A 12974-nucleotide genomic window follows, 5' to 3' on the forward strand; every position below is an offset into this window, starting at 1 on the left:
ACGCCACCTCGGTGCTGTGACCGGCCACAGCACCCCAGGTAGTGCACCGAACACTGAGTTACATCTCTCGCCCGCGGCCGGCCCCGCGCGTCAGATCAGCGCGTAGGCCTTGTCGAGCACGCTGCGCAGGATCTGCTCCATCTCGTCGAAGTGCTCCTGGGTGCAGATCAGGGGCGGGGAGAGCTGGATGACCGGGTCGCCGCGGTCGTCGGCGCGGCAGTAGAGGCCCTCGTCGAAGAGCGCCTTGGAGACGAAGCCGTAGAGGATCCGCTCCGACTCCTCCGCGGTGAAGGTCTCCTTGGTCGCCTTGTCCTTGACCAGCTCGATCCCGTAGAAGTAGCCCTCGCCGCGGACGTCGCCGACGATCGGCAGGTCGCGGAGGCGCTCGAGGGTGGCCCGGAAGCCGGGGGCGTTGGACTGCACGTTGTCGAGCACGCCCTCCTCCTCGAAGACCTGGAGGTTGCGCAGGCCGACCGCCGTCGAGACCGGGTGGCCGCCGAACGTGTAGCCGTGCGCGAACATCCCGTCGCCGGAGCCGAACGGCTCGAACAGCCGGGCGGAGGCGATCATCGCGCCGAGCGGGGCGTAGCCGGAGGTGATGCCCTTGGCGCAGGTGATGATGTCGGGCTGGTAGCCGTAGCGGTCGGCGCCGAACATCGTGCCCAGCCGGCCGAACGCGCAGATCACCTCGTCGGAGACGAGCAGGACGTCGTACTCGTCGCAGATCTCGCGCACCCGCTCGAAGTAGCCCGGCGGGGGCGGGGAAGCAGCCGCCGGCGTTCTGCACCGGCTCGAGGAACACGGCGGCGACGGTGTCGGGACCCTCGTTGAGGATCGCGACCTCCACCTGGTCGGCCGCCCACCGCCCGAACACCTCGGGCGCCACGACGCCGTCCGGCCCCGCCAGGTGCTCGGGCGCCCGGTAGAGGTTGGTGTTGGGCACCCGGAAGGTCGACGGCACCAGCGGCTCGAACTGCTGCTTGAGCCCGGGCAGGCTGGTGATCGACAGGGCGCCCTGGGTGGTGCCGTGGTAGGCGATGGCCCGGCTGATGACCTTGTGCTTGAGCGGCTTGCCGACGAGCTTGAAGTAGTTCTTGGCCAGCTTCCACGCCGTCTCCACGGCCTCGCTGCCGCTGTTGGTGAAGAACACGCGGTCGAGGTCGCCAGGGGCGTACGACGCCACCTTCTCCGCCAGCTCGATCGCGGCCGGGTGGGCGTAGGACCACAGCGGCATGAACGCCAGCGTCGACGCCTGCGCCGCCGCGGCCTCGGCGAGGTCGGTGCGGCCGTGGCCGAGCTGGGAGACGAACAGCCCGGCGAGACCGTCGAGGTAGCGGCGCCCGTGGCTGTCGTAGAGGTAGGCGCCCTCGCCCCGCACGATGACCGGCACGTCGTGGTCGGCGTAGTGGCCGTGGCGGGTGAAGTGCATCCAGAGGTGGTCCTTGGCGGACTGCTGCAGCCGGGCGTCGTCGTGCATGCTGTCCATCGTCGGCGATCCGACGCCCTGACGCAAGTGAATCCGTCGTCCGAGCGCCATCTCGCCACGGATTCGTGGGTTCGTGTGATTTGCCCCTCCTGATTTCGTCGGATCGTGGCTAAAGTCACGCCATGGCTGACCAGACTTTCCACAACGTGATCAACGGCGAGCTCGTGCCGGCCGCCAGCGGCCGGACCTACGACGTCGTCGACCCCGCCACCGGGGAGGTCTACGCGCAGGCCCCGATGTCGGAGCAGGAGGACGTCGACCGGGCCTACGCCGCCGCCGACGCCGCCTTCGAGGGGTGGGCCGAGGCGACGCCCAAGGACCGGGCGACCGCACTGCTCCGGATCGCCGACGCGATCGACGTGCGCGCCGAGGAGATCGGCCGGGTCGAGGTGCGCGACACCGGCAAGCCGTTCGGGCTGACCATGGAGGAGGAGCTGCCGCCCAGCTCCGACCACTTCCGCTTCTTCGCCGGCGCGGCCCGGCTGCTGGAGGGCAAGTCGGCCGGGGAGTACCTCCCCGACCACACCAGCTGGATCCGCCGCGAGCCGGTCGGTGTCATCGGCCAGGTCACCCCGTGGAACTACCCGCTGATGATGATGGTCTGGAAGATCGCTCCTGCGCTGGCGGCCGGCAACACCGTCGTGCTGAAGCCGAGCGACACCACGCCCGCCTCCTCGACCCTGCTCGCGGAGATCTGCCAGGAGTTCCTGCCGCCCGGCGTCCTCAACGTCGTCTGCGGCGACCGCGACACCGGGCGCGCCCTGGTGGCGCACCCGACGCCGCAGATGGTGTCGATCACCGGGTCGGTGCGGGCCGGCATGGAGGTGGCAGGGTCCGCCGCCACGGACCTGAAGCGCGTGCACCTCGAGCTCGGGGGCAAGGCCCCGGTCGTCGTCTTCGACGACGCCGACGTCGCCAAGGCCGCCGAGGCGATCGCGACCGCCGGCTACTTCAACGCCGGCCAGGACTGCACCGCCGCCACCCGCGTGCTCGCGGGGCCCGGGGTGTACGACGACTTCGTCGCCGCCATCGCCGAGCAGGCCCGCGGCACCCGCACCGGCATGCCCGACGACGAGGACATCCTCTACGGCGCTCTCAACAACGCCGACCAGCTGGCCCGGGTCAAGGGGCATGGTCGACCGGCTCCCCGACCACGCCAACGTGGAGGCCGGCGGCAGCACGGCGGCGGTCGACGGCGGCGACGCCGGCTACTTCTACGAGCCGACCGTCCTGTCCGGCCTGCAGCAGGACGACGAGCAGATCCAGACCGAGATCTTCGGCCCGGTGATCACCGTGCAGCGGTTCACCGACGAGGCCGAGGCACTGCGCTGGGCCAACGGCGTGCAGTACGGCCTCTCCTCCTCGGTGTGGACCAAGGACCACGGGCGTGCCCTGCGGATGAGCCGCAAGCTCGACTTCGGCGTGGTGTGGATCAACACCCACATCCCGTTCGTGTCGGAGATGCCGCACGGCGGCTTCAAGCACTCCGGCTACGGCAAGGACCTGTCGGCGTACAGCCTCGAGGACTACACCCGGGTCAAGCACGTGATGTCCTACTTCGGCGACTGAGTCGGAGCTCTCGAGGGCTGCTGAGGACTGCTGGGGGGAGTGGGGAGAGCGCCGGTGCCGGGCCGGGAGGGCTCGGCACCGGCGACGCCGCTTTGTCGCCGTCTCGGCACGGGCTCGTCGCGAATTCCCCGAAAGTGCGCGGGAAAAGGCAGCAGTTCCGCCTCCTGCGGACCTAAGTCGGACCGCTTCGAACGATCCAATTCGCGGTCCCGTGTGGCATCGCCCACATCCGGGCACCTGGGTGTGGAGCGCCCCCCGAGGGGGTGCCATGGTGACCTTCCGTGCTGGACGACGGCGTCCGTGAATGGGCAGGAATTCGCAGAAATGCTGTGGGGCCGGGGGCCGCCGACCGTGAGGTAGCGTGCCCGCACCCATATTTGACCGAAAGGCTGGCAGGCAATGGTGGATGTGGAGCGGGTTCTCGACGACGCAGGACTCACCAACCCGCACGTGCGGGAGTACGTCGAGCACTGGGCCGGGATCACCGGCGCCGAGCGGATCGAGGTCGTCTCCGCCGCTGACGACGCGCGGCTGGTCCAGGAGGCGCTCGACGCCGGGGAGCTGCTGCCGGCGGGCGAGGGCCGGTACTACTCGCGCAGCTATCACAAGGACACCGCCCGCGCCGAGGAGCGCACGATCGTCGCGACCAGCGACGAGGCCGACGCGGGCGTCTACAACAACTGGAAGCCGGCCTCGGAGATGAAGCCGCTGCTCATCGACCTGATGACCGGCGCCTCGGCGGGCAAGACGATGTACGTCATCCCCTACCTGATGTCGCCGAAGGGCTCGCCGCTGGAGCGGTTCGCCGCGGGCGTGGAGCTGACCGACAACCGCAACGTCGTGCTGCAGATGATCCGGATGGCCCGGGTCGACCCGAAGTGCATCAACGACGTGGGCGACTCGTTCGTCCGCGCCGTGCACGTGACCGGCGACCTCGAGAACCTCGGCCAGGGCACCCCGGACGACAAGCGCTACTTCGTCACGGTCGCCGACGAGCGCACGATCCTGCACTTCGGGTCGTCGTACGGCGGCAACGCGCTGCTCGGCAAGATCGCCCACGGCCTCCGCCAGGGCTCCTACGACGGGTGGAAGAACGGCTTCCTCGTCGAGCAGTTCATGCTGCTCGGCATCACCGACAAGCAGACCGGCGAGAAGTACAACATCTGCGGCGGCTTCCCCTCCGCCTCCGGCAAGACCAACCTCGCGATGACGCTCGCCCCCGACGCCCTGGGCGACCGCTACCACGTCGAGTTCTACGGCGACGACATCGCGTGGCTGTGGGTCGGCGACGACGGCAAGCTCTACGGGATGAACCCGGAGTACGGCGTCTTCGGCGTCGCGAAGGACACCAACGAGAAGACCAACCCGACGGCGATCGACTCGATCGCGCCGGGCACCGGCGCGATCTTCACCAACGTCGCCTACAACGAGAAGACCCAGGAGGTCTGGTGGGAGGGCCGCGGTCCCAAGCCGACCGAGGCCGACGCCGACTTCGACGGCTGGCTCGACTGGAAGGGCGAGCGGATCGCCGACCGGTCCGCGGAGGACGCGGACGCTCCGTGGGCGCACCCCAACAGCCGGTTCACCACCCAGCTCGCCAACGTCCCCAACGTCGCGGAGGCCTTCGAGGACCCGGCCGGCGTCGAGATCCACGGCATCATCTTCGGCGGCCGCACCCGCGACCGTGAGCCGCTGATCCGCGCGATCGACGACGTCGCCGAGGGCGTCTACGACGGCCTCACCCTCGGTGCGGAGGCGACCGCCGCCGCCGACGGCCTCGAGGGCGTGCTCCGCTACGACCCGATGTCGATGCGGCCGTTCATGTCCTACCCCGAGGGCGACTACGCCGCCCACTGGCTCAAGGTCATCGGCGCCGTCACCGAGAAGCCGGTGTTCGCCCACGTCAACTGGTTCCAGCGCGGCGACGACAACCGCTTCCTGTGGCCCGGCTACCGCGAGAACCTCCGCCCGCTGGTGTGGCTGATGCAGTACAAGACCGGCGAGGTCGAGGGCGTCCGCACCCCCGTCGGCGTGCTGCCGAAGAAGGAGGAGCTGCTCCTCGACGGCCTCGACGAGCAGGCCCTCGCCGACCTCGACACGGTGCTCACGATCGACGTCGAGCGCTGGCAGGAGGAGATCGGCCACCGCGAGAAGCACCTCGCCCAGTTCGACCGCCTCCCCGAGGAGATCTGGGAGGCCCACCGCCGGGTCGAGAAGGCCCTCGACGAGCGCTGACCGCACTCCTCAGCCGCTGCCTGCGACGGCCCGCGCCCCTGGGGGTGCGGGCCGTCGCGGTCGTTCTGGTGCGGTTTGGTCCCAAACCGCAAGCTGAGGGGTCGTCGGGCTGCGGTTTGTGACCAATCGTCGGGTGGTCGGGCGGGGGGCCGGTGTTCGAGTTGCGGTTTGGTCCCAAACCGCAAGGTGTGGGGCGATCGGGCTGCGGTTTGTGACCAATCGTCGGGTGGTCGGGCGGGGGCCGGTGTTCGAGTTGCGGTTTGGTCCCAAACCGCAAGGTGTGGGGCGATCGGGCTGCGGTTTGTGACCAATCGTCGGGTGGTTCGGCGGAGGTCGGCCTTCGAGTTGCGGTTTGGTCCCAAACCGCAAGCCGAGGGGCGATCAGGCCGCGGTTCGTGACCAATCGTCAGGTGGGCGGGCAGAGGACCGCCTTCGAGTTGCGGTTTGGTCGCAAACCGCAAGGGAAGCGACCAGCAGCCTGCGGTTTGGGACCAAACCTCGGTGAAGAACCCGTCGCCCCGTACCCTCCCCCCATGCGCGCGGTCACCTGCCACCAGGGCCAGCTGAGGGTCGAGCAGGTGCCGGACCCGGTGCCCGGGGAGGGGCAGGTGCTGCTCGACGTCGAGCGGTGCGGGATCTGCGGTTCCGACCTGCATGCGCGGACCCACAGCGACGAGACGGCGGACGGCGCGGCCGAGCTGGGCTACGACGACTTCATGCGGTCCTCGCACACGGTGGTGATGGGGCACGAGTTCGTCGGCACCGTCGCGGGCTACGGGCCGGGCACCCGCCGCCGGTGGCCGGTCGGCACCCGCGTGGTGTCGCTGCCGGTGCTGCGCGCCGGGGGGCAGGTGCACCTGACCGGGTTGAGCGAGAAGGCGCCGGGCGGGTACGCCGAGCAGGTGCTGGTCACCGAGTCGATGACGATGCCGGTGCCCGACGACGTACCGGTCGAGGCAGCCGCCCTGACCGAGCCGATGGCCGTGGCCTGGCACGCGGTGCGGAAGGGGCGGGTCGGCGCCCGGGACACGGCGGTCGTGATCGGCTGCGGGCCGATCGGACTGGCGGTGGTCGCGATGCTCAAGGCGAGCGGGGTGCGGCACGTCGTCGCGAGCGACTACTCCGCGGGCCGGCGCGCCCTGGCCGAGCGGTGCGGGGCCGACGTGGTCGTCGACCCCGCCGCCGGTTCGCCGTGGTCGTCGTTCGCGGAGTCGAGCCGCTACCTCACCGAGGCCGTCGCGCTCGCCGAGGTCGGCGTCGACGCGATGGACAAGCTGCGGGCGGTGCCCGGCCTGCCGTGGTGGCACGTGCTCCGCGCCGCCGAGAAGGCCGGCGCGACGCCCCGCGGACCGGTCGTCTTCGAGTGCGTCGGGGTGCCCGGCATGATCGAGCAGATCGTCACCGCCGCCCCGCTGCTGTCACGGATCGTCGTCGTCGGCGTCTGCATGGGCACCGACTCCTTCCGCCCCTCGATCGCCATCAACAAGGAAATCGAGCTCCGGTTCGCCTTCGCCTACGACCCCTCGGAGTTCCACCAGACGCTCCAGTGGATCGCGAAGGGCAAGGTCGACGTCGCGCCGCTCGTCACCGGCACCGTCGGCCTCGACGGGGTGGCCGGCGCCTTCGCCGACCTCGCCGACCCCGGGAAGCACGCCAAGGTCCTCGTCGACCCGAGCCTGACCGGCGCGGCCGGGCAGCTGTAGCCGCACCTGGCCGGTCCGTGCCAATGGCACGGACCGGCCACGAGATCGCTGGTCACCGCACCGAGCGCCCGTCGAGACTGCCGGAGGTCGCGCCGGTTCGGGGCCGGCGCCGTCGCTCGGAGGAATGGTCATGCGCGCGTCCGGTCGGGTCACGATCGCGACGACGGCCCTGGTGGTCGTCGTCCCACTCCTCACCCCACCGCCGGCAGCAGCAGACGACCCGGTCCCACCCGAGGGGGAGGTCCTGATCGTCACGCCCGACGACCCCTGGGTGGTCGGCGGCCAGCAGGCGAGCGTCCTCGTCGACGGCTCCGGTGAGATCGTGATCGACAACCCTGGTGGCTCGCCGGCGATCCCACCGCACTGCCTGGCGCTCGCCGAGACACCCGGCACCACCCGCGTGTGCACGGGCGTGATGGGCGACCCGGCGAACCCGGTCGAGGTCCGCAACGCCACCTTCCACGGCGTGCCCGGCGCCGAGGGGCTCTACGCCCTGGAGGAGGAGGCGGTCGACCTGGTCGCCGGGCTGCACGGCATCACGGACCGACAGGCGATCCGGGCGTACGCCGCGCCCACCATCCGCGCCTACATGGCCGACCGGATCATCGAGATCCTCGACCGGAAGCTCTACGGACAGCCGATGACGGAGCTGGAGGAGCTGGTCTACGAGTCCGTGCGCACGGCGTACCACCACGAGCGGGTGGAGGCGGCGCGGCGGGTGCTGCGGGAGTACCACGCCTGGCGCGTCGACAAGTGCGGCTACGTGCCGCCCCCTCCGCCGCCCGGATCCGGGATCGAACCGGTGCCCAACGACTACCGCCTCAGCAACTACTGCCGGGACCCGCGGTGGCTGGTCTACTCCTACCTGACCGACACCCCGCCGCTGAGGACCTTCGAGACCTGGGGGGCGTTCCGCGAGGCCGATGAGCTCTTCGGCGGCATCGACGCGGCGACGCTGGGCGAGTCCGCGGCCGCCGTGAGCAGCGAGGCGACCCGCCTCTACCTCCTGCTGGCCGCCACCGGGGTCGCCGGTGGAGTGACGGTCGGTCTCTCCACGTCGACGGCGGGGACGTCGCTCGCGCAGAAGATCGTCGGGTCCTTCTCGGGCCCGTCGGGCGTGGCGTCGGAGATCCGGGCCCTCAAGGCCAGCCTCGAGATCGCCGTCGACAGCGACGACATCTCGAACCTCGCCACCCAGCTGTTCGAGGCCCAGCAGCACGCGAAGTCGTTCCGGGGCGTCGTCGGCGTCACCCGCGGAGCGTCGGTCGCGCTGGCGGCGTTCGGCGTCCTGTCGTCGATCGTCGACCTGGTGATGGGAGCGATCGAGCTCGCCGACGACCAGGACAACATCCGCCGGATCACCCGGGTCGTCGACCGTGCCCTCGCCGAGGACGACCCGTTCGAGATGGCCGCCTGGCAGCCGCTGTACGCCGGCCTCGACTTCGAGTCGCGGGAGGAGCCGTCGCTGCCGGACGGGTTGAGGGGCTACTGGTGGTTGGACGAGAAGCGTCTCCTCGAGCCGTTCTCGCGGCAGGCCGGCGCCCGGGCGCGGCTCCAGGCCGACCTGGTGCGGTGGTCGACCGTCGGGCCGGACGGCTACCGGCCCGACCCGGTGCCCGACGGGCCGGCGTACCGGCCCGGTGTCGACGGCCTGTTCCGCACGGCTCCCGGCGGCACCGAGGTCGCGACCCTCGACCTGCAGGCCCCGCCGGAGAGCGTGGACCACGCCGGTCGCCGGGTCGTCGCGCGGCAGGTGCACCTGCACGACAACTGGCTGGTCGTGCGCAGCCGGCGTCCCGACGGCAGCTGGAGCGTGCCGCGGCGACAGCTGAGCGTCGACTACGTGGCGCCCGACGGCCGGCCGGGGACGATGTCCGCCGTCCGGGTGGTGCGCGACGGGCAACTGGCGCACGTCTTCGGCCTGACCGAGGCGCCCCTGGTCGACGACGACGTGGAGTTCCTCGAGGGCATGACGACGCGGTACGACGACCTCTGGGCGTTCCGCCGCCCGAACGGGAGCACGATGCGGGTCACCAGGGTGCCGAACCCACCGGCGCAGCCGCAGCTGAGCATGCTGCCGGCGGCGATCGGCCGGATGGTCCCGCACCACGAGGTGGAGCTGCGGGCCAACCCCTCCGTCCAGCTGCGGACCTTCGACGCCACCTACCGGTGGACGGTGGAGCACCTGTCCCCTGACGGCGAGTGGGAGGAGGTCGCAGCCGGGGCCGGGCAGGAGCTCACGACGACGCCCGTGGCGCCGGGCGACTACCGCGCCACCGTCGCCTACACAGGCACCGACGACGTCGGCGACCCGGTCACCCTGAGCGCGGTCGTGCCGTTCCACATCACCAGCCCGCCGCCCCAGGTGATCTGGGCGCACCTGGAGCACGGCACCCAGCACGACGGGCGGATGTTCCTCGACCTGCGCGTCGGGTCGGAGGCCGCCGAGGACGAGTTCCGCGTCGACGTCACCTGGGCGCGCTCGGTCGACTCGGGCGCCCGCCGCACCGAGAGCTTCGTCGTCGAGTGCCGTCCGGCAGGGGCCGGGTGCGACACCGGCGCCTTCACCGGCCCCGACACCGATCCGCAGAACCCGGCATGGAGCCGGGTGCCGGTGCTCGCGCTGCCCGCCGACACCGTCACCCTGCCCTGGGCGTCGATAGCCATCAGTGACAGCCGTGGCACCACCACCTTCCGCACGGTCCCGGTCACCGGCGAGAACCGGCCGCTGCTGCGCGACGTCCGCGAACGGGTCGTCGTGCCGATCGGCGACGACGGACCCGGGTTCTACCCGATCGCCGAGGTGCAGCCGGCTCCGGACGCGGAGCCGCCACCGGCCGGCGTACCCGCCCTGTTCTGGCCCGAGCCCACCGACGCCGACGAGGCGCTGCCGGTCGGCCTCCGGCTGGAGACGCGGGAGCGGGGCGACGGCACCTGGGAGGTCGGCGTCGCCGGGTTCGCCCAGGCCGAGCAGATCGGGGCCTACGGGTTCACCTTCCAGCTCGAGCAGGAGCCACGGGGCCGCGGGCTGCTGACCGCCGCGGAGACGGTGTCGGTCGAGGTGGTCGCCAGCGCCGACGACGAGCCGCGGGCACTGGTGCGGGGCAGCACCACCGAGATCGTCCAGCACCGCACGTTGCCGCCGCTCTGGGTGGAGGTGGCGAACCCCGAGGTCGATCCGGACTCCGGCACGCTGGCTCCCTTCGAGGGGACGGTGCGCTGCCGGGTCACGGGCGTCATCGACGGCCGGACCTACCTCGACGAGGTGTGCCGGCAAGGGGCGCCGTTCCCCTGGCCGCGAGACGTCACCGACGGCTCCTACGAGGTCACGGTTCAGGCCTTCGACCCGGACGGGGAGCCCGTCGGCGCCCCGCACACGGCGCGGACGATGTTCGCCCTGGTGCGGCCCGGGCTCGCCGTCGCCCAGCCGAAGCGGGGCGGGAGGTACGCGACCGCGACCCTGGAGGTCTACGACCTGCCCTCCTCGCGCGGCCTGGGCTGGGTGACGCCGCCGTTCTCCGGCTCCGGCGTCGTCGTGACCTGCTCCCTCGACGGCGGCCGGTTCCGGCGCTGCCTCGACGACGGCCGGGAGCGGCTGCTGCGTACCCCCGGCCCGCACACGCTCACCGTGCGGGTCCGCGCCGTCGACGGCGTGGTCGCGACCCGGACCGTGCGGTGGCGCGTCGCGACCCCACCGGCGCGGTTGCGGGTGGTGCGCAACCGCGCGGCGGCCGAGCCGCGTCAGCGGGTACGGCTGCGGGTGGCCGGCCTGCTGCCGCGAGAGCGGTACGTCGTCCGGCTGGCCGGCAAGGTCGTGGCACGCGGCCACGCCCGGGCCGACGGCCGGGCGCGGTCCACGTTCCGGGTCCCGCCACGGACCCGCCCCGGCCCGAAGGTGTTGAGGATCGACGGGGCGACCAGGAACCGCACGTGGCGGGGCACTCTGCGCGTCCTCCGGTGAGCTCCCGGTCCCGCGGGCGTCCCGTCGGGGGACACGGGCCGTGACGCGGGACCGGGCCCACGGGCATACTCGGTCGGGGAGCGTGGGCCACGAGAGGCTGGGCGATGCCGTCGACACCACTGGACCTGCTCAACGTGGCGCTCCGGGCGCGCCCGCCCACGGTCACCGAGCTGGCGCGGCACGCCAAGCTGACCGTGCCGCAGACGTCGGCGCTCGTCGACGACCTGGTGGCGCAGCGGCTGATCGGCCGGGTGGGTGAGGAGCTGGACTACCCGCCCTTCCCCGAGGCCCGCCTCACCGAGCGGGTCGGCGCGGTGCTCGACCGCGGCGCCCGGGCGCTGACCGAGGAGCTCGCCGATGCCCAGGCGCTGCTCCAGGCGCTGCCGGAGTGCTGCGCAGCTGGTCGGTGGGCGGCGGCGCCGTGCCGGTGCGGATCGTGATGCGCCACGGTCCCGACGCGCCGGAGGACCTGTGGCAGGCGGACGCCGAGCGGGGTGCACCGGTGCGGGCCGACGCCGCGCTGCCCGACGTCCGTCGCAGCTTTCGGCCCAACCCGCGGTTCGAGGAGGCCAAGGTCCGCGAGATCGCCGCCGAGGGGCGGCGGGCCCGGGTCCTGTTGTCAGTGGAGGACGGGACGCATCCGGAGGCGCAGGAACGGATCGCGACCCTGGCGGCGTACGGCTTCCACTTCCGCCTGCACCCCAAGCTGCCGTCGTGGTTCTGGGTCAACGACGACGAGACCGTCGGTCTGCCGCTCACCTGGGGCGAGGCGTGGCCCACGAGCGTGATGGCGGTGAGCAGCCCGGCGGTGGCGGGCCTCGCGCGGGTGGTCTACGACCACCTCTGGGCACAGGCCTGGCCGTGGCGGGCCGAGCCGCGCGGGTGGGACAGCGTGCTGGCGATGCTCGCGGCGGGTGCGACGGTCGAGGCCGCGGCCCGGGCGCTCGGGATCTCACCCCGCACGGCGCGCCGTCGTCTGGCAGAGGCCATGGAGCACTACGGCGTCGAGGGGATGTTCGCGCTCGGCGCCGCCTGGCGGGCCGACCCGGCGCGCGCCGGCGCCGAGTAGCCCCGGTCGTCCCAGCAGCGACTACCCGTCGGTGCGGGGGACGGCGAGCACCGTCTCCTGGCTCCGCCCGCGCAGGACCAGCGACCGGTGCCGTTGCCAGCAGGACGCCTCCTCGGCGTTCGCGGTGGCGACTGCCTCCCACGAGGCGAGGACCCGGCCGGGAACCTCCTTCGCGAGCTCGGTCAGCCGGGCGGCGGTGTTGACCGCGTCCCCGATGACGGTGTACTCGAAGCGCCGCTCGTGGCCGACGTTCCCGGCGACGACGGTGCCGGTGGCGACGCCGATGCCGGCGCCGATCTCGGGCACCTCGTCGGCGAGCCGGGCCGCCATGGCCCGGGCGGCCGCGAGCGCCGCGCCGGCGTGGTCGTCGTGCTCGACCGGGGCGCCGAAGACCGCCAGCACGGCGTCGCCGATGAACTTGTTGACCAGGCCCCGGCGGCGGTCCACCTCGTCGACGACGACCGCGAAGAAGCGGTTGAGCACCGCGACCACCTCGGCGGGTGTGTGCTCGGTGGCGTACCGCGTCGACCCGACGAGGTCGACGAAGAGCACCGAGACGGTGCGGGTCTCGCCGCCGAGCTCCACCTCGCCGAGGTCGGCGGCGGCGAGCGCGACCTCCCGGCCCACGTGGCGGCCGAACAGGTCGCGGATGTTCTCCCGCTCCCGCAGCCCCTGCACCATCCGGTTGAAGCCCGCCTGGAGCTGGCCGAGCTCGGTGCCGTCCCACACCTGGACGTCGACGTCGAGGTCGCCGCGCTCCACCGCGAGCATCGCGTCGCGCACAGCGACGATCGGCGCCACCACCGCGCGAGCGTTGAGCACCGTCACCAGCAGGCCGAACCAGAGCGCGAGGCCGCCGATCACCATCGTGACGAACGCCAGCTGGGTCCGCGACGTCTCGTCGCCCGCCGGGGTCAGCACGAGCAGCGCGGCGAGCACGACGCCGATCAC

Annotated in this window: 7 protein-coding genes and 2 pseudogenes; 7 read left to right on the top strand and 2 right to left on the bottom strand. The window is 72.3% G+C overall.

Features of this window, described 5'->3' with window-relative positions; genetic code table 11:
* Window positions 1-90: 90 nt before the first annotated feature.
* Window positions 91-1486 (bottom strand): annotated as a pseudogene (locus MF408_RS26860) (aspartate aminotransferase family protein).
* 122 nt (window positions 1487-1608) lie between these two features.
* Between MF408_RS26860 and MF408_RS25310 the strand changes: the two are divergent.
* The 7 genes and pseudogenes from MF408_RS25310 to MF408_RS10910 form a co-directional block, all read left to right on the top strand.
* Window positions 1609-2559: pseudogene (locus MF408_RS25310) on the top strand (aldehyde dehydrogenase family protein); the annotation flags it as partial.
* Window positions 2560-2617: 58 nt separating this feature from the next.
* A complete protein-coding gene (locus MF408_RS10885; RefSeq protein WP_240251374.1) occupies window positions 2618-3055 on the top strand; it encodes an aldehyde dehydrogenase family protein in 438 nt (145 codons plus the stop codon).
* Window positions 3056-3454: 399 nt separating this feature from the next.
* A complete protein-coding gene (locus MF408_RS10890; RefSeq protein WP_240251375.1) occupies window positions 3455-5290 on the top strand; it encodes a phosphoenolpyruvate carboxykinase (GTP) in 1836 nt (611 codons plus the stop codon).
* A 533-nt stretch (window positions 5291-5823) separates the two neighbouring features.
* A complete protein-coding gene (locus tag MF408_RS10895) occupies window positions 5824-6993 on the top strand; it encodes a zinc-binding dehydrogenase (RefSeq protein WP_240251376.1) in 1170 nt (389 codons plus the stop codon).
* A 130-nt stretch (window positions 6994-7123) separates the two neighbouring features.
* Window positions 7124-10954, top strand: a complete 3831-nt coding sequence (locus MF408_RS10900) for a hypothetical protein (RefSeq protein WP_240251377.1) — start codon at window positions 7124-7126, stop codon at window positions 10952-10954.
* 104 nt (window positions 10955-11058) lie between these two features.
* The gene (locus MF408_RS10905; protein ID WP_240251378.1) at window positions 11059-11394 is read left to right on the top strand and encodes a helix-turn-helix domain-containing protein; all 336 of its coding nucleotides are present in this window, start codon (window positions 11059-11061) and stop codon (window positions 11392-11394) included.
* A complete protein-coding gene (locus MF408_RS10910; RefSeq protein WP_240251379.1) occupies window positions 11376-12023 on the top strand; it encodes a helix-turn-helix domain-containing protein in 648 nt (215 codons plus the stop codon). The genes MF408_RS10905 and MF408_RS10910 overlap by 19 nt, the downstream gene beginning before the upstream one ends.
* A gap of 21 nt (window positions 12024-12044) precedes the next feature.
* Here MF408_RS10910 and MF408_RS10915 read toward each other — a convergent pair whose 3' ends face one another.
* Entirely contained in the window at window positions 12045-12974 is a 930-nt protein-coding gene (locus tag MF408_RS10915; protein WP_240251380.1) for an adenylate/guanylate cyclase domain-containing protein, read from the bottom strand.

Origin of the sequence: Nocardioides sp. TF02-7 (assembly GCF_022437945.1) — a bacterium.
Classification (GTDB): Bacteria; Actinomycetota; Actinomycetes; order Propionibacteriales; family Nocardioidaceae; genus Nocardioides.